The following is a 26964-nucleotide window of genomic DNA, read 5'->3' as shown; positions in this document are numbered from 1 at the left end:
GCCGGAGAAGAGCCGAGACATGCGCGTCGAGATCTGGAGCGACATCGCCTGCCCCTGGTGCTACGTGGGCAAGGCCCGCTTCGAGAAGGCGCTGGCGGCCTTCCCGCACCGCGACGGTGTCGAGGTCGTCCACCGCTCCTTCGAGCTGGACCCCGGGCGGGCCAAGGGCGACGTCGAGCCCGTCCTCGCCATGCTGACCGCCAAGTACGGGATGAGCGAGGCCCAGGCGCTGGCCGGCGAGGACCGCCTCGCCGCCCAGGCCGCCGCCGAGGGGCTGGCCTACCGCAGCCGGGGCCGCGACCACGGCTCCACCTTCGACCTCCACCGGCTGCTGCACCTGGCCGCGGACCACGGCCGCCAGGAGGCGCTGCTCGACGCCTTCTACCGCGCCAACTTCGCCGAGGAGCGCTCCGTCTTCGGCGACGACGACCACCTCGTCGGCCTGGCCGTCGCCGCCGGTCTCGACGAGGACGCCGTCCGCGCCGTGCTCGCCGACCCCACGGCCTACGCCGAGCGGGTCCGCGCCGACCAGCGCGAGGCCGCGGCCCTCGGCGCCACCGGCGTCCCCTTCTTCGTCATCGACCGCGCCTACGGCGTCTCCGGGGCCCAGCCCGCCGAGGTCTTCACCGAGGCGCTGACCCGGGCCTGGCAGGAGCACGCCCCGGCCCCCGAGGCAGGCCCCGACGCCGGGGTCTGCGGCCCGGACGGGTGCGCGGTGCCGGGGGACGCGGCCTCCGCGGGCGGCTGAACGGGCCGCCGCCGGGGACCGGCACCGTGGACGGGGCGCCCCCGGACCCGCACAGTGGTGCCATGGAACGCTTCGAGAACCTCGTCCGGGCCGAGTTCGCCCCGAAGACCACGTACCTGAACACCGCGAGCACCGGCCTGCTGCCGGCCCGGTCCGCCGCCGCGATGCGCGAGGCCCTGGACCGCGCGGCGGAGGGGCGGCCCGGCGACATGTTCGCCGACGTCGAGGCGAGCCGCGCGGCCTACGCCCGGCTCGTGGGCGTGCCCGCCGCCCGAGTGGCGACCGGAGCCTCGGTCGCCACCTACTGCGGACTGATCGCCGCCTCGCTGCCCGAGGGCGCCGAAGTCCTCACCGTCGACGGCGACTTCAGCTCCCTGGTCAACCCGTTCCACATGCGCCCGGACCTGGTGGTGCGCGCCGCGCCGCTGGAGCGCGTCGCCGACGCCGTCGGCCCGCGCACCGCGCTCGTCGCCCTCAGCTCCGTCCAGTCCGCCGACGGCCGCCTCGCCGACCTCCCGGCGGTGCGGGAGGCGGCCCGGACGCACGGGGCGCGGACGCTGGTCGACCTCTCCCAGTCCGCCGGGTGGCTGCCGCACGCCGCGGACGAGGACGACTTCACCGTCGCCGTCACCTACAAGTGGGGGCTGTGCCCGCGCGGCGTCGCCTTCCTGACCGTGCCCGAGGACCCGGGCGCGCTCACCCCGCTCTTCGCCGGCTGGTGCACCGGCGAGGACCCCTGGGAGAGCTGCTACGGACCGGTCACCGAACTCGCCCGCTCCGCGCGCCGGTACGACGAGAGCCCGGCCGTGCTCTCCTTCACCGGCGCCCGCCACGCCCTGGAACTCATCGGGGAACTCGGCGCGGACACGGTGCACGCCCACGACACCGCCCTCGCCGAACGGTTCCGGCGCGGCATGGAGGGGCTGGGACACGAACCGCTCCCGGCGCCGGGCTCCGCCGTCGTCTCCGTGCCGGGACTGGGCCGGCGGCAGGCGGCGCTGAGCCGGGCGGGCATAGAGGTGTCCGACCGGGCGGGCCGGCTGCGCGCCGCCTTCCACGTGTACAACACGGCCGCGGACGTCGACCGGCTGCTGGACGAGCTGTCCGCCCCGGCACTCTGAGCCGGTCCGGGGACGGCACCGGGCCGGGACCTCCCGTCCCACACGACGAGGTCCCGGCCCGCTGCGACCGCGGGTGTCACCGCACGGGGGTGAAGTCCCGCGCGCCGATGTAGTCGGGCCGGCGGACCGGCGCCGCGAACGGCTCCACCGCCGTGTTCTCCACGCTGTTGAAGACGATGAAGACGTTGCTGCGCGGGAACGGCGTGATGTTGTCACCGGACCCGTGCATGGCGTTGCAGTCGAACCAGGTCGCCGAACCGGCCTTGCCGGTGAAGAGGCGGATGCCGTGTTCCGAGGCCATCCGCGTCAGCGCCTCGTCGGAGGGCGTGCCCGCGTCCTGCATCTGGAGGGACTTCTTGTAGTTGTCCTTCGGCGTGGCCCCCGCACACCCGAGGAACGTCTTGTGCGACCCCGGCATGATCATGAGCCCGCCGTTGGTGTCGTGGTTCTCGGTGAGCGCGATCGACACCGAGACCGTGCGCATGCGCGGCAGGCCGTCCTCGGCGTGCCAGGTCTCGAAGTCGGAGTGCCAGTAGAAGCCGCTGGCGCCGAAGCCGGGCTTGACGTTGATCCGCGACTGGTGGACGTAGACGTCCGAGCCGAGGATCTGGCGGGCCCGGCCCACCACCCGTTCGTCGCGCACCAGGGCGGCGAAGACCTCGCTGATCCGGTGCACCTCGAAGACGGACCGGATCTCCTTGGACTTCGGCTCCACGATGGAGCGTTCGTCGGCACGGATCTCCGGGTCGCTGGTGAGCCGTTCCAGCTCGCGGTGGTACACGGCGACCTCGTCCGGACCGATCAGCCGGTCGATGGCGAGGAAGCCGTCGCGGTCGAAGGCCCGCAGGCCGTCGGGGGCGATGGGGCCGGGGGCGTCGAGGTCACTCCAGACCGCGGGGTCCAGCCGGGGGGTGGCCACCTCGGTGGCCCCGCGGGTGGGGTAGAGATCGGTGTCGGTGGTGATGGTCACGGTCACTCACACCTCCTCGGTGAGCAGCGGGTAGACGCCGTTCTCGTCGTGGTCCTCCCGTCCGGTCACGGGCGGGTTGAAGACACAGATGCAGCGGAAGTCCTCCTTGACCTTGAGCGTGTGCCGCTCGTGGCCGTCCAGGAGGTACATGGTGCCGGGGGTGATGTGGTACGTCTTCCCGGTCTCGCGGTCGGTCAGCTCGGCGTCGCCCTCCACGCAGACGACGGCCTCGATGTGGTTGGCGTACCACATCGACGTCTCCGTACCCGCGTACAGGATCGTCTCGTGGACGGAGAAGCCGACCTTCTCCTTGGCGAGGACGATGCGCTTGCTCTCCCAGGTGCCGGACGCGGACTTCACGTGCCGGTCGGTGCCTTCGATCTCCTTGAACGAACGGACGATCACGGTGGTGCGATGCCTCCTCGGTGAGGGATGTGCGGGTGGGACCGGAGCCCGCGGCCGCGGGGGCCGCGGGCACCGGAGCGCGGGGCGCCGGGCGGGTCAGACGGTCTCGCGCACGGCGCGGGCGAGGATCTTGAGACCCTCGTCCAGTTCGTCGGGGGTGATGGTGAGGGCCGGCAGCAGCTTGACCACCTCGCTCTCGGGGCCGGAGGTCTCGATGAGCAGACCCAGCTCGAAGGCGCGGCGCGCGATGCGGGTGGCGCGTTCCTTGTCGTGGAACTCCATGCCCCACACCAGGCCGCGGCCCCGGTACTCGCGGATGTCGGCGAGGTTCTCCTCGGTGATGGAGATCAGTTGCTGCTCGATCTGCTCGCCGCGGGCCCGGGTCTGCTTCTCCATCGCCGACCCGTCGGCCCAGTAGGTCTCCAGCGCGGCGGTCGCGGTGACGAAGGCCGGGTTGTTGCCGCGGAAGGTGCCGTTGTGCTCGCCCGGCTCCCACACGTCCAGCTCCGGCTTGAACAGGCACAGCGACATGGGCAGGCCGTAGCCGCTGATCGACTTGGAGACGGTGACGATGTCCGGGGTGATGCCCGCCTCCTCGAAGGAGAAGAAGGCCCCGGTGCGGCCACAGCCCATCTGGATGTCGTCGACGATGAGCAGCATGTCCTGGCGTTCGCACAGGTCGGCCAGGGCGCGCAGCCACTCGGGCCGGGCGACGTTGATGCCGCCCTCGCCCTGGACCGTCTCGACGATCACGGCGGCGGGCTGGTTGAGGCCGGAGCCCTGGTCCTCCAGCAGCCGCTCGAACCAGAGGAAGTCCTCGACCTTGCCGTCGAAGTAGTTGTCGAACGGCATCGGCGTGCCGTGGACCAGCGGGATGCCGGCCCCGGCCCGCTTGAAGGCGTTGCCGGTGACGGCGAGCGAGCCCAGCGACATGCCGTGGAAGGCGTTGGTGAAGGAGACGATCGCCTCGCGGCCCTTGACCTTCCGGGCCAGCTTGAGCGCCGACTCCACGGCGTTGGTGCCGGTCGGGCCCGGGAACATGACCTTGTACGGAAGGTCACGGGGGCGCAGCACCAGGTTCTGGAAGGTCTCCAGGAAGCGGCGCTTGGCGGTGGTCGACATGTCGAGACCGTGCGTGACGCCGTCGCGCTCCAGGTAGTCGATGAGCGCCCGTTTCAGTACGGCGTTGTTGTGGCCGTAGTTGAGCGAGCCCGCTCCGGCGAAGAAGTCGAGGTACTCGTGGCCGTCCTCGTCGTACATGCGGCTGCCGAGCGCACGGTCGAAGACAGTGGGCCAGCCGCGGCAGTAGCTGCGTACCTCGGACTCCAGGGTCTCGAAGACACTCAGGTCGGGCTGGGTGATGGTCACGACGAATCGCTCCTCGGTGCGTGAGGTTCGGTGAGAGGGGAGGCCGGACGGGTGCCGGGGGACCGGGGGACCGGTGCGCTCCCGGGGGCCGTCGGGGCGGCGGGGGCCCGGCGCGGTGATCCGGCCGGGGGCCGGCGCCGGGGGAGGGGTCAGGGGGCCGGCGGGGGAGTGCCGGTCGCGCTGGTCAGGGGGCCGATGCGGTACAGGACCTCGGGGTCGTGCGGTCCGTCGGGGAAGAGGCCGGCGTCGAACAGCACCTCGCGCTCCAGCCGTGCGCCGTGCCGCTCGGCGAACGAGGTGAACAGTCGCCGGGAGGCGCTGTTGTCCGGCGCGATGGTCGTCTCCACAGTGTGCACCGCGGGCCGCTCGGCGGCCACGCGGGCGAACAGGGCGTCCAGCATCGCGGCGGCGATCCGGCGTCCGCGGTACGCCTCGTCCACCGCCACCTGCCAGATCAGCAGGGTGTCGGGACGCTCCGGCCGGAGGTAGCCGGTGACGAAGCCGAAGGGGTCGCCGTGCTCGTCACGGGCCACGGCCGACGTGGCGGCGAAGTCGCGGCACCAGAGCAGATAGCTGTAGGACGAGTTCAGGTCGAGGACCCGGGAATCCCTCGCCAGCCGCCACAGGGCGGCCCCGTCGGCCACTCGCGGACGGTCGATTTGCAGGTCTGCTTGTGCGGCGGTCATGCGAATTGAATTTACCCAGCGAAATGCGAAATTGCATCGCCGGACGGGGTTACGGATGCAGGTGTCGTGTGTTATCACGCCCGCGCGTGCCGCCGCGCGAGGGATCGGCAATATGAACAGCTTTGTCCCGGTTAAAACACGCAAAACGGGCACCATGTGCAACGGGTCACAATCACGTAACCGATGCGCGCGGCGCCCGGACGGCCCCCTCGGAGGTCCGTCGAATCTCTGCGTTTAGCCTCGGAGAAAGCGGGCAGGAGAATACGGGAAGCTGTTGTGAAGAGAATTCGTTAATTCTATTTGTGTGAGCTTTGGAAATTACGCCGAATTCACGCGTTCGACAGACCGGCGCCGGCCGCCTCGTCCCAGGCCGCGCCAAGGGCCCGGGTGGCCGCCTCCGGATCTGCCGCCAGGCCCTCGTCCGCCAGTGCCGCCCCGAGGGCCGCCAGGCACGCCGCCACGGACGCCCGGCCGGCGTGCGGGCCGTAGTGGTTGACGCGGATCATCTCGCCGGCGAGCGCGCCCCCGCCCGCGGCCAGCGGCAGCGCCGGATCGGCGGCCAGGGCGCGGGCCACCAGGGCGGAGGCGTCGGTGCCGGCCGGGGCCCGCAGCGTCGTCGCCACCGGGGCCGCCTCCCGCGCGTCGCGCACCCAGGGCTCCAGACCGCCGCCCAGCGCGAGCACCCCGGCCCGGGTGGCCGCCGCCGCGCGGGCGTGCCGCGCCATCACCGCGTCGGCGCCCGCCTCCTCGACGCGCTCCAGGCACGCCTCCAGCGCCACCATCTCCACCTGCGCCGGAGCGTGCGGCAGCGCGGTGCGCCCCGCGTCCGTCCAGCGCTCCTTCCAGTCCAGCAGCGAGAGGTACGAGCGGCGCGGCGCCCCCGGGTTCGCCGCCATGCGCGCCCACGCCCGCTCGCTGACCGACACCGCCGACACCCCGGCGGGGCCGCCCATCGCCTTCTGGGCGCCGATCACGCACAGGTCCACGCCCCAGGCGTCCGGCAGCACCGGCTCGGCGCCCACGGAGGCGACCGCGTCCAGGTAGAACAGCGCGCCGTGCTCCCGTACCACGTCGCCGATCTCCGCGACCGGGTTGGTGTTGCCGGTCGCCGCCTCCGCGTGCACGAGGGAGACGAAGCCGATCTCCGGGTGCGCGGCGAAGGCGTCCCGGACCTGGGCGGCGGTGACCGCCGTGTCGAAGGGCACGGCGAGGTCGTGGACGGTCGCGCCGCACTCCCGCAGCCAGTCGCCGAAGGTCTGCCCGTAGGGCCCGGTGACGATGTTCAGCGCGACGGTGTCAGGACCGGCCGTCCCGCGGATCGCGGCCTCCAGCGGCAGCAGCGCCTCGCCCTGCATGATCACCACGTCCTGCCGGGTGTCCAGCAGCCGCGCCACCCGGTCCTCGATCGCGGCGAAGTGGCCGGCGGTCATCGGTGCCAGGTCCAGGAAGGGGTGGGTCACGGCGGTGCTCTCCTCAGTCGGCGGCGGACGGGACCGTACGAGGCGGACGGGACGGGTCCGAGCGTAGTGCCCGGCCCGCGCGCGCCGCCGGGGGCGCCGGTCTCCGTTGCCACACCCCCACGGGCGGAATTATCACCTCCGCCTCGGTGGAACCGTCCATCGGGCCCGTCGCCCACGGGTCCCCGGCGGCCCCTCGAAACGCCCCGGGACCACCGTCTAGGGTGCCGCACATGAGGGATCGCGCGGTGCTGCACGTCAGGGGTCGGGTGCTCGTCGGACCGGAGGACGGGGACGTCCGCGACGAGGTGTGGGTGATCGACGGCCGGATCTCGTACGACCGTCCCGCCGGCGCCCGCGACGTCCGCACCGTCGAGGGCTGGGCGCTGCCCGGACTGGTCGACGCGCACTGCCACGTCGGTCTCGACGCGCACGGCGCGGTGCCCGCCGAGACGGCCGAGAAGCAGGCGCTCACCGACCGGGACGCGGGCACGCTGCTGCTGCGCGACGCGGGCTCGCCCTCCGACACCCGCTGGATCGACGACCGCGAGGACCTGCCGAAGATCATCCGGGCGGGCCGGCACATCGCCCGCACCCGCCGGTACATCCGGGGCTACGCCTGGGAGGTCGAGCCCGAGGACCTGGTCGCCCACGTCGCCCGGGAGGCCCGGCGCGGCGACGGCTGGGTCAAGCTGGTCGGCGACTGGATCGACCGCGACCTCGGCGACCTGTCCGCCTGCTGGCCGCGCGGGGCCGTCGAGGCGGCGATCGCCGAGGCCCACCGGCTGGGCGCCCGCGTCACCGCGCACTGCTTCGCCGAGGACTCCCTGCGGGACCTGGTCGAGGCCGGCATCGACTGCGTCGAGCACGCGACCGGGCTCACCGACGACACCATCCCGCTCTTCGCCGAGCGGGGCGTCGCCATCGTGCCGACCCTCGTCAACATCGCCACCTTCCCGCTCCTCGCCGACGGCGGCGAGAAGCGCTACCCCGGCTGGGCCGCCCACATGCGCCGGCTCCACGCCCGCCGCTACGACACCGTGCGCAACGCCTACGACGCCGGTGTCCCGGTCTTCGTCGGCACCGACGCCGGCGGCACCCTGGCGCACGGGCTGGCCGCGGCGGAGGTGGCCGAACTGGTCACCGCGGGCATCCCGCCCGTCGAGGCCCTCGCCGCGACCACCTGGGCCGCCCGGCGCTGGCTCGGCCGCCCCGGGCTGGAGGAGGGCGCACCGGCGGACCTGGTGGTGTACGAGAGCGACCCGCGCGCGGACGTCCGCGTGCTCGGCGCTCCGCGCCGGGTGGTGCTCAACGGACGGGTCGTCGGGTAACCGTGGGGGGTGAAGCGTCCGAACACCCGTGCAGGGAAGATTCGAAAAAGCGCGCGGAAACCCCTCGATGGAGTGAAGTAACCCAGGAACACTGACGGTTGGCGGGCGGGCGGGGACATCCTTTCCGGGTCCCAAGCATGTCGCTCATGCGTGTCCCACACGCATGTCTTTCTGGGGGTCCCACCACCTTGAACGGCAACACCTTCCGCATGCCCGCACGCCGCCTCGTCACCGTCGCGGCGGCCACGGCCCTGGCCGCGGGTCCCGCGGTCCTGGCCGGGGCGGGCACCGCCCACGCCACCGAGGAGCAGGGGCGCGCGAGCGCCGTCGTCCTGCGCACCGGCCTCGACGTGGCCCTGCTCAACAAGACCGTCCACCTCCCGCTCGCCGTCACCCTCAACGAGGTCCAGGCGCCCGAGAGCGCGCGGCAGACCGCGCTCACCGCCAAGCTGGACGGCGTCGACGGCGGCAAGCCCTTCAACGTCCTGCGGGCCGACGTGGCCGACGCCAAGGCCACCGTGACCGAGACCAAGGCCGAGGGGTACACCAACCTGGTCCGGGCCAGGGTGCACGTGCCCGGCCTGCCGGTGCTCTCGGTCATCGAGGTGGAACAGGTCACCTCCAAGGCGACCTGCGAGGCCGGCGAGAAGCCGGTCGCCTCGTCCAACGTGCTCGGCTCGGTGACGGTCCTCGGCAAGAAGGTCACCCTGACCGCCGGGGGCACCACGGAGGTGAAGGTGCCCGGCGTCGGCGAGGTCCGCCTCGACCTGTCCCGCTCCGAGACCACCTCCCGTACGGCGGCGGCCACCGCCCTCGAACTCAAGGTCGCCGTCAACCCGCTCGACCTCAACGTGGCCGAGGTCGACGGCACGGTGACGCTGGCCAAGGCCACCTGCGAGAGCCCGGCCGCGCCCGCCCCCGCCGAGAAGGAGCCGGAGGCCGCCGAGTCGGCCCCCGCCACCACGCCCGCCGACGACGACAAGCCGGCGGACAAGCCGGCGGAGAAGCCCGCGGACGAGGCGGTCGCCGACGTGAAGCCGCAGGGCGCCCCGGCGGCCACGGCCGACCTCGCGGCGACCGGCGGCAACTCGGCGACGCCGTACATCGCGGGCGGCGCCTGCGCGCTGGTGCTGGCCGGCGGCGGCGCCCTCTACCTGGCGCGGCGCCGCCACGGCTAGAGCGGCCCACCCCGACGGCCCGGTCCCGGCCGCACGACGGGACCGGGCCGGCGAGGGACGGAGCGCCCCTCCGGGCCGTGGACACGTCCCGGAGGGGGGAACGACACCGGGGCCCCGGCGTCCGGACGCCGGGGCCCCCGCGCGTGGCGCCTCGTGGGGGCTCAGGCCCCCGCCGTCACCGCGTCCCGCAGGGCGCGGACGAAGGCGTCGGTCGTCGCGCGGTCCCGTACCGCCACCCGCAGCCACTCCGCGTCCAGCCCGGGGAAGGTGTCCCCGCGCCGGACCGCGTACCCGGCGAGGCGCAGCCGCCGCCGCACCGCCGCCGCCCCGGGGAGCCGGAGCAGCACGAAGGGGCCCCGCGGCGGCTCCACGACCCGCAGCCCCGCCGATGCCAGCCCGCGCACCCCGGCGACCAGGTGCTCCCGGTCCGCGGCGATCCGCCGGGCCGCCTCCTCGGCCTCCGCCAGCGCCCGCGGGCCCACGCACGCCTCGGCCGCCACCAGCGCCGGCGTCGACACCGGCCACAGCGGCTGGGCCCGCTCCAGCCTCGCCACCGTCCCCGGCGCCGCCAGCACGTACCCGATCCGCAGCCCCGCCAGCCCCCATGTCTTGGTCAGGCTGCGCAGCACCACCAGCCCCGGCAGGTCCGTCCGCCCGGCCAGCGCCTCCCGCTCGCCCGGCACCGCGTCCATGAACGCCTCGTCCACCACCAGCGTCCGCCCCGGGCGGGCCAGCGCCGCGACGGCCCCCGCCGGATGCAGCACCGAGGTCGGATTGGTGGGGTTCCCGATCACCACGAGGTCGGCGTCGGCGGGCACCGCCGCCGGATCGAGCCGGAAACCGTCGGCCGCGCTCAGCACCACCCGCCCGACCGCGTGCCCCGCGTCCGCGAGCGCCGCCTCCGGCTCCGTGAACTGCGGGTGCACCACCACCGGCCGGCGCACGTCGAGCGCGCGGGCCAGCAGCACGAACGCCTCCGCCGCGCCCGCCGTCAGCAGCACCCGCTCCGCCTCCAGCCCGTGCCGCGCCGCCACCGCCGCCCGCGCCGCCCGGCCGTCCGGGTAGGCGGCGAGGGAGCCGAGCGAGTCCGCGAGGCGCTCGCGCAGCCAGGCGGGCGGCGTGCCGGTCCGCACGTTGACCGCGAGGTCGACCAGGGCCGAGCCGTCGCCCCGGACCTCGGCGTCCCCGTGGTGGCGCAGATCGTGCCCGCCGCCGCTGCCGGGAAGGCCCGGCCCGGCGGCGGGGGGATCAGTGCGCGTGCGAGTGTGCGTGTCCATGGCCGTGATGGTGCCCGTGGTGGTGATGGCCGTCGTCGTCGGGGTGGTAGTGCGGCTGCTGCGGCAGCCCCACCTTGTCCTCGAAACCGGGCAGCGCGATCCGGTACACGCAACTGTCGCAGTTCATCCGCAGATCGCCCCCGACGGCCTCCTCGTACCGCTCCCACACCAGGTCCAGGAGTTCCGGCTCGGGGCCGATGACGTCCGCCGAGCGGACCTCGGCCTCGGGGTGCGAGGCCGCCCACTCCTCGGTCTGGCGCCGCACCCGGTCCGGCAGGATGCCGGTGAACAGGAAGTACGGCAGGACCACGATCCGCCGCGCGCCCAGCCTCAGGCACCGGTCCAGCCCGCTCGCCACGTCCGGCCGCGCCAGCGACACGAACGCCGTCTCCACGCCCGCGTGGTCGCGCCCCTCCCACAGCAGCCGGGCCGCCTTGAACACCTCGGCGTTGGCGTCCGGATCGGTCGAGCCGCGCCCGACCAGCAGCACGGTCACCTCGGCGGGGTCCCAGGACGGGTCGGCCGCCTGGGCGAGCCGCCGCTCCAGCACCCGCAGCAGCGAGGGGTGCGGGCCCAGCGGACGGCCGTACGTGTACGTGATGCCGGGGTGGCGTTCCTTCTCGCGGGCCAGCGCGGCCGGGATGTCGCCCTTGGCGTGACCGGCGGAGACCAGCATCAGCGGCACGGCCGCGAACCGGCGCGCACCGCGCTCGACCAGGCCGGCGACGGCCTCGCCGAGCGGTGGCGGGGACAGCTCGATGAAGCCGCCCGCGACGGGCAGCTCGGGGTGGCGGCGGCCCAGTTCGCGGACGAAGTCGCGGAACGCCTCGGCTCCGGCCTCGTCCCGGGTGCCGTGGCCGGCGATGAGCAGGGCGGGCGGGGTGGTCACAGTGTCTCCTCGGGTTTCCCGGACGGGGTGCCGTCCGGAGCGGGGTGGTACAGCAGGGCGTTGAGCGCGGCGGCGGCCACCGCCGAACCGCCCTTCTCGGACACGTTGCTGACGGCGGGCAGCCCGCTCTCGCGCAGTGCTGCCTTGGACTCGGCGGCCCCGACGAAACCGACGGGGAGTCCGATCACGAGCGCGGGGGAGGCGTCCAGGGCGAGCAGTTCCTCCAGGGCGGTCGGCGCGCAGCCGATCACCCACAGGGCGCCCGGCCCGACCTGTGCGTGGGCGAGCCGCACCGCGTGCGCCGAGCGGGTCAGCCCGGGGCCGGCGACGGCGTCCCGCAGCCGGCACACCGTCTCCCGGCGGGTGATGCCGGCCGCGACCATCTCGACGTCCACGACGACGGGCGCCCCGGCGTGCAGCGCCGCGTGCGCCCGCACCAGGTCGGCCTCGTCCATGACCAGGTCGGAGGCGTACTCCAGGTCGGCGGCGGAGTGGATGACCCGCTCGACGACCGCCCGGGTCAGCGGCGGGAAGGGCGAGGTGTCCAGCCGGGCGCGCAGCCGCCGGAAGGACTCCTCCTCGATGGGGTGGACCACACGGTTCACTGCGCCGCCTCCCGGCCGTCCTGCCAGCGGTAGCCGCGCGGGGTCACCATGCGCCCGGCGATCCGCCGGGTCGCGGTGTTGCCCACCGTCACGACCGTCATCATGTCGACCGTCGCCGGGTCGAGCGCGGCCAGCGTCGTCAGCCGGCTCGACTCGTCCGCGCGCGAGGCGTTGCGCACCACGCCGACCGGGGTGCCGGGCTCCCGGTGCTCCGCGAGGAGCGACAGCGCCTTCGGGAGCTGCCAGTCACGGCCCCGGCTGCGCGGGTTGTAGAAGGTCACCACGAGATCGGCCTCGGCCGCCGCGCGCACCCGCCGTTCGATGACCTCCCACGGCGTGTGCAGGTCGGACAGGCTGATCGAGACGTGGTCGTGGCCCAGCGGCGCCCCGAGGATCGCCCCGGCCGCCAGGGCCGCCGTCACCCCGGGCACGCCGACCACGTCGATGTCGTCGGACGCCTCGGCCAGCGCGGGCGAGGCCATCGCGTAGACCCCGGCGTCGCCGCTGCCGATCAGGGCGACGGCGTGCCCGCGCCGGGCCTCGGCCACGGCCGTGCGGGCGCGTTCCTCCTCGGCGCCGAGCCCGGACTCCAGCACCCGGGTGCCGGGGCGCAGCAGGTCGCGGATCTGGTCCACGTACTGGTCGAGGCCGACCAGGACGGAGGCCCGCCGCAGCTCCTCGCGGGCGCGGGGCGTGAGCAGGTCCCGGGCGCCCGGCCCGAGGCCGACCACCGCGAGCCGGCCGCGGCCCAGCCGCCGGACCACCGCGCAGGTGGCCATCGCGGGCCGCCCGTCCGCGCGCCGCGACTTCCGCTTGGGCACGAGGAGTTCACCGCCCCGGGCCAGCGCCGCGGCCTCCGCGACCGAGGGGGTGCCGACGGCGGCCAGCGGGGCGTCGGAGGGGTGCGGGACCTCGATGCCGGCCAGTTCCCCGGCCGGGTACGTCACCAGCGGTACGCCGAGCCGCGCGGCGGCGGCGACGATGCCGGGCTCACCGGCCTTGGCGTCGACGGTGGCCACCTCGGCGATCGAGGCGGGGGAGAGCCCGGCGCCGGCCAGGGCCTCGCCGACCAGGCCCAGGACCTCGTCGGCGGGCACGCCCCTGGAGCCGCCGACCCCGACGACCAGCGTCGGCGGGCGCAGCACCGCCTCCCGCCCGGCCGACTCCACCACACGGTCCGTCAGCCGGATCGCGTACGGTCCCTCCGCGGCGAGCGGCAGCGGCGGCAGCGGCCAGGCGACGTCGGCCCGCAGCGCCACCGCCTCGCCGTCCAGCAGGGCCCGGGAGACCCCGGCGACGTCGCCCTCGACGGGCAGGCCGAGCGTGTCCAGGCCCGGCAGCCCGACGGCGTCCGTGGCCGTGGTCACCACCGGCCGGGCGCCCAGCACCTCGCCGACCGCGCGGGCCAGGTCGTTGGCGCCGCCGCCGTGCCCGCCGACCAGCGAGACGGCGAACCGGCCGCCCTCGTCGACGCAGACCACGCCCGGGTCGGTGCGCTTGTCGTCCAGCAGCGGTGCCACGAGCCGGACGACGGCGCCGGTGGCGAGGAAGCACACCAGCCCCTCGCACTCGGCGAACGCGGTCCGTACGGCGTCCGCGACCGGACCGTCGTAGACGCGGGTGCGCTCCGGCCAGGCCGCGGCCAGCCGGTCCCGGGCCGCCGCCCCCGCCGCGGTGGCGGAAATCAGGCCGATCACTGGGTCACTCCTTCACTGTCGGTGTCCCCGCCGGCCGAGCCGCGCGGGATGGTGGCGGGGGCGGCGGGGCGCAGGCCCCACAGCAGGAAGACCGGGTTGCCGGCGGCGAGCCGCGTCACGTCCCCGGGCAGCGGTGCCAGCCGCGAGGACTGGAGGAGCACCCCGCCGCACTCCAGCCCCGCCCCCGCCAGCGCCTCGCGCGCCGCCGGGACCCGGTCCAGCGCGGCCACGGCGACCACCACCGAGCGCCGGGCCCGCCGCGCGCAGGCCGCGACGATCGCGGGCAGGTCCCGCCCGCCGCCGCCCACGAACACCGCGTCGGGATCGTCCAGCGCGGCGAGCGCCCCGGGCGCCGTGCCGCGCACGACGTGGACCGCGACGCCGTGCGCGGCGGCGTTGGCACCGATCCGGGCGACGCCGTCCGGGCTCTTCTCCACGGCGGTGACGGCCGCGCCGAGGCGGGCGCACTCCACCGCCACCGAGCCGGAGCCCGCGCCGACGTCCCACACCAGGTCGCCGGGGCGCGGACCGAGCCGGGCCAGCGCCAGCGCCCGCACCTCGAACTTGGTGATCATCGAGTCGCGGTGGGCGAACTCCGCCTCGTCCAGGGCCCATCCGGCAGGCCGCCGGGCCGGTCCCGCGACCGTGCGCACGGCGCCCACCGCGCGCGTCTCGTCCAGGCAGAGCACGACGTTCACCGCCGGGCCCCACTCCCGGGCGGCGGCCTCGGCGGGCGTCACCCGTTCCACGCGCTCCGCGCCGGAGCCGAGCGCCGAGGCGACGACCAGCACCCGGGGCAGGTCCCCGAGGGCGGCGCCCAGCTCGGCGGGACCGGCGCCCGGCCCGGTCAGCACGGCCACCTTGGGGTGCGCGCGGCACAGGTTGGCCGCGGTGCGCGGGTCCCGCCCGTGGGCGCTGGCCACCACGGCGTCGTCCCAGGGCAGCCCGGCCCGCGCGAAGGCGGCGGCGACGGACGACACCCCGGGCCGCACGTCGAGCAGGTCCGGTCCGAACCGCTCGGCCAGCACCCGCACGATCCCGAAGAACCCGGGGTCGCCCGAGGCCAGCACCACCACCGGCCGCCCGCCGGCCAGGTGCTCCGCGATCGCGTCCAGGGCGGGCGCGAGCGGGCCGAGGACGATCCGCTCCGCCCCCTCGGGCAGCGTCACGGCGTCCAGGTGGCGCCGGCCGCCCACGACGAGCCGCGCACCGGCCAGGACGCCGGCCGGAAGGGGCGCCCCGACGCCCGTGCCGACGACGGTGACCGGCGCGCTCACGCGCCCGCCCCGTCGCCCGCCCCCGGCCCGGCCGCACCCGGCACGGAGTGCGCCCCGCGTTCGCGCAGCGCCCGCCGGGCCTCGGGGTCGGCCCTGCGGTAGCCGTGGAAATGGCCCGGGTGGTACAGGTGCGAGCGGGTGCCGTGCGCGTCGAGCGCCGGGCCGACCAGGAAGAGCGTGTGCTTCCAGAGCCGGTGCTCCTTGACCGTCTCCTCCAGCGTGCCGACCGTGCACCGGACGATCAGCTCCTCCGGCCAGGTGGCCTGGTACGCCACCACCACCGGGGTGCCGGTCGGGTAGCCGCCCTCCAGCAGCTCCCGTACGAGCTGCCCGCTGCGGGCCGCCGAGAGGAAGACGGCCATGGTGGTGCCGTGCCGGGCGAACTCGCGGACCTCCTCCCCGGGCGGCATCGGCGTCTTGCCGCCGCCGAGCCGGGTGAGGATCACCGACTGCGCCACCTCCGGGATGGTCAGCTCCCGGCCCGCGAGCGCCGCGACCGCCGAGAACGCGGACACGCCCGGCACCACCTCGGTGGCGATGCCGATCGCGGCGCACCGGTCGAGCTGCTCCTGCGTGCCGCCCCACAGGGCGGGGTCGCCGGAGTGGACGCGGGCCACCCGCAGGCCGTGCTCGTGGGCACGCCGGTAGACGGCCACGACGTCCTCCAGGGACATCGTGGCCGAGTCCAGCACCTCGGCCCCGGGGCGGGCGTGCTCCAGCACCTCGGCCTGGACCAGGCTCGCCGCCCAGATCACGACGTCGGCCTCGGCGATGGCGCGCGCGGCGCGGAAGGTCAGCAGATCGGCGGCGCCGGGCCCGGCCCCGACGAAGGTCACCTTGCCGGCGGATGCATCGGCCATGGGAATGGGTCCTCTCCTGCACACGGGTACTGCGGTCGCTGCCGTCCCCCGCGCGGGCACCCGCGCCGATCGGATAGCAAGGGGTCATGGCGGTCTTCGTCGCGCTCGGCGCGTTCCTGATGACGCTGGCCGGCGGCTGGACGGCCCAGCGGGTGACCGACCGGCGCCATCTGGTCCTGGGGCTGGCCGGCGGCCTGATGCTGGGCGTGGCCGGCCTCGACCTGCTGCCGGAGGCCCTGGACGCCGCCGACGGCGAGGTCTTCGGCGTCCCCACGGCGCTGCTGCTCTTCGTCGCCGGGTTCCTCCTCGCCCATCTGGGCGAACGCCTGCTCGCCGCCCGGCGCGCGGCGCACGGGGCGGACGAGGGCGGGCGGCACTCGCCCGAGGTGGGGCTGACGGCCGCAGCCGCGATGGTCGCGCACAGCGCCATGGACGGGGTGGCCATCGGCGCCGCCTTCCAGGTGGGCGGCGGCATGGGCGCGGCCGTGGCGACGGCCGTGGTGGCCCACGACTTCGCGGACGGCTTCAACACCTACACACTGACGAGCCTGTACGGCAACGCCCGCCGCCGGGCCGTCGCCATGCTGGCCGCCGACGCCGTCGCCCCGGTGCTCGGCGCCGCGTCCACGCTGCTCTTCACCATCCCCGAGGCGGCACTCGGCGGCTATCTCGGCCTCTTCGGCGGTGTGCTGCTCTACCTCGCCGCCGCGGAGATCCTGCCCGAGGCCCACCACGAGCACCCGGCCCGCTCGACCCTGCTGTGCACGGTCGCGGGGGCCGCGTTCATCTGGCTGGTGGTGGGCGTCGCCGACTGAGGAGCCGGCCCCCGGTCCGCTCACAGCTTGCCGCCCCGCCCGTCGGTGCGCCGGGCCGGCGCGATCAGCGTCGACAGGTAGGGCAGCGGGCCGCCGTCCAGTTCGGCGGCGGGGCGTACGGACTCCCCGGGCAGCCCGAGCGCCGAGCCCCACACGGCGCCCTCCAGCCGCCCGGTCTCCCGCAGCGCCTCGGCGACCTCGGCCGCCTGCCTGCCGAACTTGTAGGCGACGACCGTCCCCGGCCCCTCCAGCGCCTCCCGGAGCACCGCCGCCCCGGCCGTCACCGGCACCAGGGTCAGCGGCTCGGTGCCCTCGGTCAGCACGGCACCGGAGCGGGCGGCGAGGTCCTGCATGGCGGTGATGCCGGGCACGGTCTCCACGACGACGGAGGGCACCAGGGCGCCGACGGTCTGCGCGAGGTAGGTGAAGGTCGAGTACACGTTGGGGTCGCCGATGGTGGCGAAGGCGACCCGGGCGTGGGCGCGCAGCAGACCGGCCACGCGCTCCCCGGCCGCGTCCCACGCCGCCTCGCGCCGGGCGCGGTCGCTCCGCTCGTTCAGGGCGAACACCACCCGCACCACCTTCTCGGCGGGCACGTAGTGCAGCACCGTCGCCTCGGCCCGGCCGCGCTCCCCGGTGTCCATCACCGGGACGACGACGACGTCCGCCGCGCGCAGCGCGTCGACCCCCTTCACCGTGACCAGTTCGGGGTCCCCCGGGCCGACCCCGACCCCGATCAGTCTGCTGCTCATGACGTCCGGCACCTCTCCACGAACCGACGGGCCACACCGGGCTCGGACGCCCAGTGGGTGTGCAGAAAACTCGCGTGCACGCCGCGCCGCACGAACCCCTCGACGCGCCGCTCGGGGGTCCGCAGGCCCCAGGCGGGGGCGGGCCCGGCGCCCGGCTCCACGACGGTGCGGTGGAACTCGTGGCCCCGCATCCGCGTACCGGCCGGGGCGAGGACGCTGTCGCCCACGGCCACGGCGTCGCGGTAGCCCAGGGTCAGGTGCTCCGACATGCGGGCGGAGGCGTCCAGGACGCCGCAGAGCGGGAGCCCGTCCAGCTCCCGGCACAGGTAGAGCAGCCCGGCGCACTCGGCGGCGACCGGGGCCCCGCTCCCGGCGAGGGCGGCGACGGCCGCGCGCAGCGGCGCGTTGGCGGAGAGTTCGGCGGCGTACACCTCGGGGAAGCCGCCGCCGACCACGAGCCCGCGGGTGCCCTCGGGCAGCGCCTCCTCGCGCAGCGGGTCGAAGGGGACGACCTCGGCGCCGGCGGCGGTGAGCAGTTCGGCGTGCTCGGCGTAGGAGAAGGTGAAGGCGGGTCCGCCCGCCACGGCGACCACCGGCGCCCCGCCCGCTCCCGCCGCGCCACGGGCGGGCGCTCCCGTTCCCGCCGCGTCACCGGCCGGCGTTCCCGGTCCCGGGAGGCCGGCCAGCGCGTCCGCCGGGTCCCAGGCCGGGCCCGGCAGCGGACCGGCGCCCCGGGCCAGCGCGGCGAGCGCGTCCAGGTCGCACCCCGCGGCCACCTGGGCGCCCATCGCGGCCACCGCCGCCACGGCCGCCTCCCGGCGCTCGGCGACCGGCACCAGCCCCAGGTGCCGGGAGGGCGTCCCGGCCTGCGGGGCGCGGCGCAGCACACCGAGCACCGGCACGCCGGACGCGTCCAGCGCCTCCCGCAGCAGCGCCTCGTGCCGGTCCGAGCCGACCTTGTTGAGGATCACGCCGCCGATCCGCACCCGCGGGTCCCAGGAGGCGAAGCCGTGCACCAGCGCGGCCACCGACCGCGACTGCGCCGAGGCGTCCACGACCAGGACGACGGGGGCCCGCAGCACCGTGGCGACCTGGGCCGTGGAGGCCAGTTCGCCCTCCCCGGCGGCCCCGTCGTACAGCCCCATCACGCCCTCGACGACGGCGAGGTCGCAGCCCCGCGCCCCGTGCAGGAACAGCGGCCCGAGCAGCTCGGGCCCGCACAGGTACGCGTCGAGGTTGCGCCCCGGCCGTCCGGTGGCGAGCGCGTGGTAGCCGGGGTCGATGTAGTCCGGTCCCACCTTGTGCGGGGAGACGGCGAGCCCCCGCGCGGCGAACGCGGCCATCAGCCCCGTGGCCACGGTGGTCTTGCCGCTGCCCGAGGAGGGCGCGGCGACGACCAGCCGGGGCGGCGCGGACATCACCACTCGATGCCCCTCTGGCCCTTCTGCCCGGCGTCCATCGGGTGCTTGACCTTCGACATGTCGGTCACCAGGTCGGCGAGGTCCACCAGCTTCTCCGGCGCGTTCCGGCCGGTGATCACCACGTGCTGGGTGCCGGGACGGGTCCGCAGCACCTCCACGACCTCGTCCGTGTCCACCCAGCCCCAGTGCATCGGGTAGGCGAACTCGTCGAGCACGTACAGCCGGTACGTCTCGGCGGCCAGGTCCCGCTTCACCTGCTCCCAGCCCTCGCGGGCCTTCTCCTCGTTGTCCATCTGGGCGTCGCGCTGCACCCACGACCAGCCCTCGCCCATCTTGTGCCAGTCGACGGTGCCGCCCTCGCCGGAGGCGCCGAGCACGCGCAGCGCGTGCTCCTCGCCCACCTTCCACTTGGCCGACTTGACGAACTGGAACACCCCGACCGGCCACCCCTGGTTCCAGGCGCGCAGCGCCAGCCCGAAGGCGGCCGTCGACTTGCCCTTGCCGATCCCGGTGTGCACGATCACCAGCGGACGGTTACGCCGCTGACGGGTCGTCAGCCCGTCGTCCGGCACCACGCTCGGCTGCCCCTTCGGCATTACGCGGCCCTCCTCGTCCCGGCGTCCCGCACGTCCTTGACCAGCCCCGCGACGGTGTCCGCGCGCAGCTCGTCCAGCGTCACCGCCGTACCGCCCAGATCCTGTGCGAGCCGGGCGGCCAGCCCGAGCCGCACCGGACCCGACTCGCAGTCCACGACCACCGAGGCGGTGCCCTCGGCGGCGAGGAGCCGCGCCGCCCGCGAGGCGAGCGCGACCGGCTCGACGCCGCCGGTGGCCCGGCCGTCGGTCACCACCACGATCAGCGCCCGGCGGGCCGGATCGCGCAGCCGCTCCACCCGCAGCACCTCGTGGGCCCGCAGCAGCCCGGCGGCGAGCGGGGTCCGCCCGCCGGTCGGCAGCGACTCCAGCCGGACCGCCGCCGTGTCCACCGACGAGGTCGGCGGCAGGGCGACGTCGGCGGCCGAGCCGCGGAAGGTCACCAGGCCCACCTTGTCCCGGCGCTGGTAGGCGTCGAGCAGCAGCGACAGCACGGCGCCCTTGACGGCGCTCATCCGCTGCCGCGCCGCCATCGACCCGGAGGCGTCGACGACGAACAGCACGAGGTTGGACTCGCGGCCCTCGCGCACCGCCTGCCGCAGATCGTCCCGGCGCACCACCAGCCCGCGGCCCGACCGGCCCCGCGCCCGCTGGTGCGGCGCCGCCGCCCGCACGGTCGCCGCCAGGTGCAGCTTGGTCAGCGCGCCCCGGGGCCGCCGGGCCCCGGTGGTGCGGCCCTGTTCGGTCCGCGCCCGCGACCGGCGCCCCGCGGCGCCCTCACCGACGCCGGGCACGTGCAGCACCCGGGTGCGGAACGGCTCCGCGGCCCCCACCGGGGCCCGCTCGCCGGCGCCGGAGGGCCGGGGCTCGCCGTGCCGGTCGTCCGGCGCGTCCGGCGCGTCGGCCGGGGATTCGGCACGGCCGCCGGCGTCCCCGTCGCCGGGGCCGTCCTCCGGCTCCGGCCGCCCGCCGGGACCGCCGGGCCCCGGATCGGGATCGTCGTCACCGCCGTCGTCGTCACCGCCGTCGTCGTCGGGGCCGCGGTCGTCCGGATCGCCCGGCTCCGGCCCGGCGTACTGCTCCAGCGTCTCGTCGAGCTTCTCCTCGTCCAGCCCCGGCGCGTCGAAGGGGTTGCGGCGCCGCCGGTGCGGCAGGGCGAGCAGCGCCGCCTGCCGCACGTCCTCGGCGAGCACGTCGGTGCGCCCCGCCCAGGCCGCCAGCGCCGTCGCCGTCCGCGCCATCACGATGTCGGCGCGCATGCCGTCCACCTCGAAGGCGGCACAGGTCGCCGCGATCTGCCGCAGCGGCCCGTCGCCCAGCTTCACCGACGGCAGCAGGGCGCGCGCCGCCGCGATCCGCTCCCGTACGGCCGCCTCCTCGGCGGCCCAGCGCGCGGCGAAGGCGGCCGGGTCGTCGTCGTGGGCGAGGCGGCGGCGGACCACCTCCACCCGCTCGTCGGGCTCGCGGGAGGCGGTGACCTCCACGGTCAGCCCGAACCGGTCCAGGAGCTGCGGACGCAGCTCGCCCTCCTCCGGGTTCATGGTGCCGACCAGCAGGAAACGCGCCGCGTGCCGGACGGAGACGCCCTCGCGCTCGACGTAGGAGGCGCCCATCGCGGCGGCGTCCAGCAACAGGTCGACCAGGTGGTCGTGGAGGAGGTTGACCTCGTCGACGTAGAGGATGCCGCGGTGGGCGTCGGCGAGGAGCCCCGGCTCGAACGCCTTGACGCCCTCCGCGAGGGCCCGCTCGATGTCGAGGGCGCCCACCAGCCGGTCCTCGGAGGCGCCGACGGGCAGCTCCACCATCCGCGCCGCGCGGTCCTCCCCGGCCGCGTCCGGCGCGTGCGGCCCGTCGGGGCAGGAGGGGTCGAGGGAGGCGGGGTCGCAGGAGAAGCGGCATCCGGGGACGACGCCGACCCGCGGCAGCAGCGCCGACAGGGCGCGCACCGCCGTGCTCTTCGCGGTGCCCTTCTCGCCGCGCACCAGGACTCCGCCGACCGCGGGGCTCACGGCGTTGAGCAGCAGGGCCAGCCGCAGGTCGTCCTGACCCACGACGGCCGTGAACGGGAACGGGGTGGTCACTTCTCCTCGCCCTCCAAGTCGCCTTCCAGCTCCAGATAGGTGGCGCGCAGCCGCTCCAGGGTCCGCGCGTCCGGCTCCGCCCACAGGCCGCGGTCCGCGGCCTCCAGCAGGCGTTCGGTGATGCCCCGCAGCGCCCACGGGTTGGACGCGCGCATGAAGTCCCGGTTCTCCGGGTCGAAGACGTACTCGGCGCTGAGCTTCTCGTACATCCAGTCGTCGACGACCCCGGCCGTGGCGTCGTACCCGAAGAGGTAGTCCACGGTGGCCGCCATCTCGAAGGCGCCCTTGTAGCCGTGCCGGCGCATCGCCGCCATCCAGCGCGGGTTGACCACCCGGGCACGGAAGACGCGGTGCGTCTCCTCGCCCAGCGTGCGGGTCTTCACCTGGTCCGGTACGGCGCTGTCGCCCACGTACGCCTCCGGGGAGGCGCCCGTCAGGTGCCGCACCATGGCGACCATGCCGCCGTGGTACTGGAAGTAGTCGTCGGCGTCGACGAGGTCGTGCTCGCGGGTGTCGACGTTCTTCGCCGCCACCGCGATCCGCCGGAACGCCGTCTCCATGTCGCCGCGCGCCGCGCGCCCGTCGAGCCCGCGCCCGTAGGCGTAGCCGCCCCACACCGCGTACACCTCGGCGAGGTCCGCGTCGGAGCGCCAGTTCCGGGCGTCGATCAGCGGCAGCAGGCCCGCCCCGTACGCGCCCGGCTTGGAGCCGAAGACGCGGGCCGTGGCCCGGCGCCGGTCGCCGTGCTCGGCGGTGTCCTCGTCGGCGTGCGCCCGTACGTAGTTGGCCTCGGCCGGCTCGTCCAGCTCGGCCACCGTCCGCACCGCGTCGTCGATCAACCCGATGACGTGCGGGAACGCGTCCCGGAAGAAGCCCGAGATGCGCACCGTCACGTCGATGCGCGGCCGGCCCAGCTCCTCGGGCGGCACCACCTCGAAGCCGGTGACCCGGCGCGAGGCGTCGTCCCACACCGGGCGGCAGCCGAGCAGCGCCAGGATCTCGGCGATGTCGTCGCCCTGGGTGCGCATCGCGGAGGTGCCCCACACGGTGAGGCCGACGGACTTCGGGTAGGCGCCGGTGTCCTGGAGGTAGCGCTGCACCAGGGAGTCGGCGAGGGACTGGCCGACCTCCCAGCTCAGCCGGGACGGGATCGCCTTGGGGTCGACCGAGTAGAAGTTCCGCCCGGTCGGCAGGACGTTGACCAGCCCCCGGGTGGGGGAGCCGGACGGCCCGGCGGGGACGTAGCCGCCGTCCAGGGCGTGCAGGATGTTGCCGATCTCGTCGCCGGTGCGGGCCAGCCGGGGCACCACCTCGGTACAGGCGAACTCCAGCACCGCGACCGCGTCGGCGAGTTCGGTGCCGAGCACCTCGCGGACCAGGGGCGCGCAGCCGGCCGGCGCCCAGCCGCGCTCCTCCATGCCCTCGGCGAAGCGCCGGCACACCGTCTCCAGCAGGTCGATCGCGTCGGCGCCCGAGCGGGCGGGACCGTCGACCAGGGCGGTCAGCTCCGCCGGCACCTTCACCGGGGCGCCCGGCTCGGCCAGCAGCTCCTTCTCCACCAGCCCGAAGTGCTCGGCCAGGGCGGCCCGCAGACCCGGCAGGGCGTTCGCCTGCCCGCCCCACACCTGGGAGGCCCGCAGCACCGCCAGCACCAGGTTGACCCGCGGCTCGCCCACCGGACCGCCGCCCAGGATGTGCAGTCCGTCGCGGATCTGCACGTCCTTGATCTCGCAGAGGTAGCCGTCGACGTGCATGACGAACGCGTCGAAGGCGTCGTCGTCCGGCTGGTCGTCCACGCGCAGGTCGTGGTGGAGTTCGGCCGCCTTGACCAGGGTCCAGATCTGCGCTCGCACCGTCGGCGCCTTCGCCGGGTCCAGATCGGAGACGAGCGCGTACTCGTCGAGGAGCTGCTCCAGTTTGGCCAGGTCGCCGTAGGTGTCGGCGCGGGCCATCGGCGGCACCAGGTGGTCGACGACGGTGGCGTGGCCGCGCCGCTTGGCCTGGGTGCCCTCGCCGGGGTCGTTGACGATGAACGGGTAGACCAGCGGCAGGTCGCCGAGGACCGCGTCGGGCGCGCACCCGGCGCCCAGCCCGAGCCCCTTGCCGGGCAGCCACTCCATCGTGCCGTGCTTGCCCATGTGGACGACCGCGTCGGCGCCGAAGGTGTTCTCCAGCCACCGGTAGGCCGCCAGGTAGTGGTGCGAGGGCGGCATGTCCGGGTCGTGGTAGATGGCGATCGGGTTCTCCCCGAATCCGCGCGGCGGCTGGATCATCACGACGACGTTCCCGAACCGCAGCGAGGCGAGCACGATCTCGTCGCCGTCGACGTACAGCGAGCCCGGCGGCTCGCCCCACGCCTCGGTCATCGCCTCCCGCAGCCCCGGGTCCAGCGTGGCGAACCAGGACCGGTAGTCGGCGAGCGGCACCCGCGCGGGCGCGGCGGCGAGCTGGTCCTCCGTCAGCCACTCCACGTCGTGGCCGCCGGCCTCGATCAGCCGGTGGATCAGCTCGTCCCCGTTGTCGGGGTAGCCGTCGACCGCGTACCCGGCCTCCCGCAGCGCGTCCAGCACCCGCACCGCCGAGGCGGGGGTGTCCAGGCCGACCGCGTTGCCGACCCGGGAGTGCTTGGTCGGGTAGGCGGTGAAGACCAGCGCGACCTTCTTCTCCGCGTTCGGCTTGTGCCGCAGCCGGGCGTGCCGCACCGCGATGCCGGCCACCCGCCCCGCCCGCTCCGGGTCGGCGGCGTAGACCGGTACGTCGTCCGGGCCCTGCTCCTTGAAGGAGAACGGCACCGTGATCAGCCGGCCGTCGAACTCGGGGATGGCGACCTGCATCGCCGCGTCCATGGGGGACAGGGCGGCGTCGGAGGCGTCCCAGGCGGCCCGCGAGGTGGTCAGGCAGAGTCCCTGGAGCACGGGCACGTCGAGGTCGGCGAGCGCGCCGATGTCCCACGCCTCCTCGTCGCCGCCGGCCGACGCCTGCGAGGCGTGGGTGCCGCCGGAGGCGAGGACGGTGGCGACCAGGGCGTCGGCCCGGCCCAGGATCTCGTAGAGCCCCGGGTCGGCGCCGCGCAGCGAACCGCAGTACACCGGCAGGGCGTTGGCGCCGCGCGCCTCGATCGCCTCGCAGAGCGTGTCGACGAAGGCGGTGTTGCCGCTGAGCTGGTGGGCGCGGTAGAAGAGCACGCCCACCGTCGGGCGGCCGTCGACGAGGGGGCGTTCGCCGCGCACCCCGTACTCGGGCATCTTCCGCGGCTCGTCGAAGCCCTCGCCGGTCAGCAGCACCGTGTCCGAGAGGAACCGGGCGAGCTGGGTGAGGTTCTCCGGGCCGCCCTCGACGAGGTAGCGCAGCGCCTCCGCCACCACCCCGGCCGGCACCGACGACTCGGCCATCAGCTCGGCGTCCGGCACGCTCTCGCCGCCGAGCAGCACGGTCGGCACCCCGGCCGCCTTCAGCGCGGCGAGCCCGTCCTCCCAGGCCCGCTTGCCGCCCAGCAGGCGGACTACGGCGAGGTCGGCGCCGTCCAGCAGGGCCGGCAGCTCCTCCTGGACGTCGACCCGGGACGGGTTGCCGATCCGGTAGGCGGCGTCCGAGGCGCGCGCCGCCAGAAGGTCCGTGTCGGCGGTCGACAACAACAACACAGTGCTCATGCGGGCGCTCCCGGGGGGATGAAGGGAAGTCCTTGCGGTGTGCCGGACTCGACGAGCCGCCACAGCGCGTCGGTGTCCGCGTGCCGTTCGATCAGGTCGCCGAGCCGGTCGAGCCGTTCCTCGCGCAGCGCGGCGAAGGAGGTGGCGGGGGCCGGTACGAAGCGGCGGCCCGCGGCGGCGGCCACCTCGCGCAGGAAGGCCCGCCGGAAGCCGTCCGACTCCAGCGCGCCGTGCCAGTGGGTGCCCAGGGTCGCGCCGGACCGGCAGCCGTCCAGGGCGTTGCCCCGGTCGTCGCGGACGAAGGTCTCCGCGCCGAGGACCTCGGCGACGCCGTGGTGGATCTCGTAGCCCTCGACGGGCTCGCCGAGGGCGGTGCCCACCGGGCGGGCGAGGGTCTTCTCGCGGGCGAACCGCACCCGTACGGGCAGCAGGCCGAGCCCCTCGACCCGTCCCCGGCGGCTCTCCACGTCGTCCTCGATCTCCTCGCCGAGGAGCTGGTAGCCGCCGCAGATCCCGAACACCGGCCGGCCGTCCCGGTGCCGGCGTGCCAGCGCGTCGGCGAGCCCGCGCCGGCGCAGCCAGTCCAGGGCGCGGACGGTGCCCCGGGTGCCGGGGACGACGACGAGGTCGGCGTCGGCCACCTCCTCGGGCCGGTCGGTGAAGCGGACCACGACGCCCGGCTCGGCGGCGAGCGCGTCCAGGTCCGTGAAGTTGGACATCAGCGGCAGCGCGCACACCGCGACCCGCAGCACGTCCTCGCCGTGCGGCGGCGCGGTCTCCGGCTCCCGCCCCGCGCCGGGCGCGGCGAGGCTCATGCCGTCCTCCTCGTCGATGCCGAGCCCGTGCCGGAAGGGCAGGACGCCGTACGTACGCCGCCCGGTGAGGCCGCGCAGCATGTCGAGGCCGGGTTCCAGCAGGCTCACGTCGCCGCGGAACTTGTTGACGAGGAACCCGGCGACCAGCGCCTGGTCCTCGGGGGAGAGCAGCGCCACCGTGCCGAAGAAGGAGGCGAAGACGCCGCCCCGGTCGATGTCGCCGACGACGAGGACGGGGAAGCCGGCGCCCCGGGCGATCCCCATGTTGACGATGTCGGTGCGGCGCAGGTTGATCTCGGCGGGGCTGCCGGCGCCCTCGCAGATCACCGCGTCGTGGTCGGCGCGCAGTTCGGCCAGGCACTCCAGCACCGTCCCGAGCAGGGCCGCCTGCCGTCCGCCGTGGTAGCCGCGGGCGCTCATCTCGCCGACCGGCCTGCCGAGCAGCACGACCTGGCTGCTGCGCTCGCCGCCCGGCTTGAGCAGCACCGGGTTCATCAGCGCGCTCGGCTCGATGCGGCACGCCTGGGCCTGCATGGCCTGCGCCCGCCCGATCTCGGCGCCCTCGCGGGTGACGAAGGAGTTCAGGGACATGTTCTGCGCCTTGAACGGCGCGACCCGCACCCCCTGCCGCGCCAGCCACCGGCAGATCCCGGCGGTGACCACGCTCTTGCCGGCGTCGGAGGTGGTACCGGCGACGAGAAGACCCCCGCTCACGCCACCCACCCCCTGCCCCGAAGGACGCCCGCGAGCGGCCGGGACCGCGCGAGCAGGGCACCGGCGAGCGGCCGGGACCGCGCCGCGAGGAAGCCGGCCGGCAGCCGGGCCCGCGCCGTGAAGGCACGGCCGAGCAGCGGGGCCCGTGTGGGGAGGGTGCCGGTGAGGGGCCGGGCCTGTGTGCGGAGGACGCCCGCGAGCGGCCGGGCCTGGGCCGGGTGGGTGGCGGTGACGGGGCCGGCCGCGAGGGCGAG

Annotated in this window: 22 protein-coding genes; 5 read left to right on the top strand and 17 right to left on the bottom strand. The window is 75.5% G+C overall.

Annotated elements, in window-relative coordinates; translation table 11 throughout:
- Nucleotides 1–19 precede the first annotated feature (19 nt).
- Both J5Y05_RS28160 and J5Y05_RS28155 read left to right on the top strand, forming a co-directional pair.
- Nucleotides 20–748 carry a DsbA family oxidoreductase gene (locus tag J5Y05_RS28160; RefSeq protein ID WP_210876101.1) on the top strand — a complete coding sequence of 243 codons (729 nt, stop codon included), beginning with the start codon at nt 20–22 and terminating at the stop codon, nt 746–748.
- A gap of 62 nt (nt 749–810) precedes the next feature.
- Nucleotides 811–1869, top strand: coding sequence for an aminotransferase class V-fold PLP-dependent enzyme (locus J5Y05_RS28155; RefSeq protein WP_210876099.1), 1059 nt, complete (start codon nt 811–813; stop codon nt 1867–1869).
- Between the two features lie 76 nt (nt 1870–1945).
- Here the strand turns inward: J5Y05_RS28155 and thpD are convergent, their stop codons facing one another.
- From thpD to J5Y05_RS28130, 5 genes are all read right to left on the bottom strand, one after another.
- Nucleotides 1946–2845, bottom strand: a complete 900-nt coding sequence (gene thpD, locus J5Y05_RS28150; RefSeq protein ID WP_210876097.1) for an ectoine hydroxylase — start codon at nt 2843–2845, stop codon at nt 1946–1948.
- On the bottom strand, nt 2846–3244 hold the full coding sequence (locus tag J5Y05_RS28145) for an ectoine synthase (RefSeq protein WP_030419992.1): 399 nt from the start codon (nt 3242–3244) through the stop codon (nt 2846–2848).
- A gap of 96 nt (nt 3245–3340) precedes the next feature.
- Nucleotides 3341–4612 carry a diaminobutyrate--2-oxoglutarate transaminase gene (gene ectB / locus J5Y05_RS28140; RefSeq protein WP_210876095.1) on the bottom strand — a complete coding sequence of 424 codons (1272 nt, stop codon included), beginning with the start codon at nt 4610–4612 and terminating at the stop codon, nt 3341–3343.
- Between the two features lie 149 nt (nt 4613–4761).
- A complete protein-coding gene (ectA, locus tag J5Y05_RS28135) occupies nt 4762–5298 on the bottom strand; it encodes a diaminobutyrate acetyltransferase (protein WP_210876093.1) in 537 nt (178 codons plus the stop codon).
- Nucleotides 5299–5627: 329 nt separating this feature from the next.
- Nucleotides 5628–6758: a pyridoxal-phosphate-dependent aminotransferase family protein gene (locus J5Y05_RS28130; RefSeq protein ID WP_210876092.1), complete on the bottom strand. Its 1131-nt coding sequence runs from the start codon at nt 6756–6758 to the stop codon at nt 5628–5630.
- A gap of 230 nt (nt 6759–6988) precedes the next feature.
- On the opposite strand from J5Y05_RS28130, the gene J5Y05_RS28125 reads away from it, so the two are divergent.
- Both J5Y05_RS28125 and J5Y05_RS28120 read left to right on the top strand, forming a co-directional pair.
- The gene (locus J5Y05_RS28125; protein ID WP_210876090.1) at nt 6989–8086 is read left to right on the top strand and encodes an amidohydrolase family protein; all 1098 of its coding nucleotides are present in this window, start codon (nt 6989–6991) and stop codon (nt 8084–8086) included.
- 188 nt (nt 8087–8274) lie between these two features.
- On the top strand, nt 8275–9264 hold the full coding sequence (locus J5Y05_RS28120; protein WP_210876088.1) for an SCO1860 family LAETG-anchored protein: 990 nt from the start codon (nt 8275–8277) through the stop codon (nt 9262–9264).
- Nucleotides 9265–9425: 161 nt separating this feature from the next.
- Here the strand turns inward: J5Y05_RS28120 and cobC are convergent, their stop codons facing one another.
- The 6 genes from cobC to cobM are packed head-to-tail and all read right to left on the bottom strand — an operon-like array spanning nt 9426 to nt 15869.
- Nucleotides 9426–10541, bottom strand: a complete 1116-nt coding sequence (cobC, locus tag J5Y05_RS28115; RefSeq protein ID WP_210876086.1) for an Rv2231c family histidinol phosphate aminotransferase CobC — start codon at nt 10539–10541, stop codon at nt 9426–9428.
- Nucleotides 10513–11430, bottom strand: a complete 918-nt coding sequence (locus tag J5Y05_RS28110; RefSeq protein ID WP_210876084.1) for a sirohydrochlorin chelatase — start codon at nt 11428–11430, stop codon at nt 10513–10515. The genes cobC and J5Y05_RS28110 overlap by 29 nt, the downstream gene beginning before the upstream one ends.
- Complete coding sequence (locus J5Y05_RS28105; RefSeq protein ID WP_210876082.1) at nt 11427–12035, bottom strand: precorrin-8X methylmutase; 609 nt, start codon at nt 12033–12035, stop codon at nt 11427–11429. The genes J5Y05_RS28110 and J5Y05_RS28105 overlap by 4 nt, the downstream gene beginning before the upstream one ends.
- A complete protein-coding gene (cobJ, locus tag J5Y05_RS28100; RefSeq protein ID WP_210876080.1) occupies nt 12032–13732 on the bottom strand; it encodes a precorrin-3B C(17)-methyltransferase in 1701 nt (566 codons plus the stop codon). The genes J5Y05_RS28105 and cobJ overlap by 4 nt, the downstream gene beginning before the upstream one ends.
- The gene (cbiE, locus tag J5Y05_RS28095; protein ID WP_210876078.1) at nt 13729–15009 is read right to left on the bottom strand and encodes a precorrin-6y C5,15-methyltransferase (decarboxylating) subunit CbiE; all 1281 of its coding nucleotides are present in this window, start codon (nt 15007–15009) and stop codon (nt 13729–13731) included. Before cbiE ends, cobJ begins: the two co-directional genes overlap by 4 nt.
- Nucleotides 15006–15869 (bottom strand): precorrin-4 C(11)-methyltransferase, encoded by an 864-nt coding sequence (gene cobM / locus J5Y05_RS28090; RefSeq protein ID WP_210876076.1) that lies wholly within the window; start codon nt 15867–15869, stop codon nt 15006–15008. Before cobM ends, cbiE begins: the two co-directional genes overlap by 4 nt.
- 86 nt (nt 15870–15955) lie before the next feature.
- On the opposite strand from cobM, the gene J5Y05_RS28085 reads away from it, so the two are divergent.
- On the top strand, nt 15956–16684 hold the full coding sequence (locus tag J5Y05_RS28085) for a ZIP family metal transporter (protein ID WP_210876074.1): 729 nt from the start codon (nt 15956–15958) through the stop codon (nt 16682–16684).
- 20 nt (nt 16685–16704) lie between these two features.
- Here the strand turns inward: J5Y05_RS28085 and cobI are convergent, their stop codons facing one another.
- From cobI to J5Y05_RS28055, 6 genes are read right to left on the bottom strand one after another with little or no spacing between them, the layout of a single operon-like run.
- Nucleotides 16705–17436, bottom strand: coding sequence for a precorrin-2 C(20)-methyltransferase (cobI, locus tag J5Y05_RS28080; protein ID WP_210876072.1), 732 nt, complete (start codon nt 17434–17436; stop codon nt 16705–16707).
- Nucleotides 17433–18854, bottom strand: a complete 1422-nt coding sequence (locus J5Y05_RS28075) for a cobyrinic acid a,c-diamide synthase CobB (RefSeq protein WP_210876070.1) — start codon at nt 18852–18854, stop codon at nt 17433–17435. Before J5Y05_RS28075 ends, cobI begins: the two co-directional genes overlap by 4 nt.
- The gene (gene cobO, locus J5Y05_RS28070; RefSeq protein WP_210876068.1) at nt 18854–19453 is read right to left on the bottom strand and encodes a cob(I)yrinic acid a,c-diamide adenosyltransferase; all 600 of its coding nucleotides are present in this window, start codon (nt 19451–19453) and stop codon (nt 18854–18856) included. Before cobO ends, J5Y05_RS28075 begins: the two co-directional genes overlap by 1 nt.
- Entirely contained in the window at nt 19453–21531 is a 2079-nt protein-coding gene (locus tag J5Y05_RS28065; RefSeq protein ID WP_210876067.1) for a putative cobaltochelatase, read from the bottom strand. Before J5Y05_RS28065 ends, cobO begins: the two co-directional genes overlap by 1 nt.
- Nucleotides 21528–25181: a cobaltochelatase subunit CobN gene (gene cobN, locus J5Y05_RS28060; protein ID WP_210876065.1), complete on the bottom strand. Its 3654-nt coding sequence runs from the start codon at nt 25179–25181 to the stop codon at nt 21528–21530. The genes J5Y05_RS28065 and cobN overlap by 4 nt, the downstream gene beginning before the upstream one ends.
- Entirely contained in the window at nt 25178–26710 is a 1533-nt protein-coding gene (locus J5Y05_RS28055; RefSeq protein ID WP_210876063.1) for a cobyric acid synthase, read from the bottom strand. The genes cobN and J5Y05_RS28055 overlap by 4 nt, the downstream gene beginning before the upstream one ends.
- Nucleotides 26711–26964 lie beyond the last annotated feature (254 nt).

The organism is Streptomyces tagetis, from assembly GCF_018069565.1.
Classification (GTDB): Bacteria; Actinomycetota; Actinomycetes; order Streptomycetales; family Streptomycetaceae; genus Streptomyces; species Streptomyces tagetis.
Note: the sequence above shows the minus strand (reverse complement) of the source record. Positions and strands in the feature narration are given on the sequence as shown.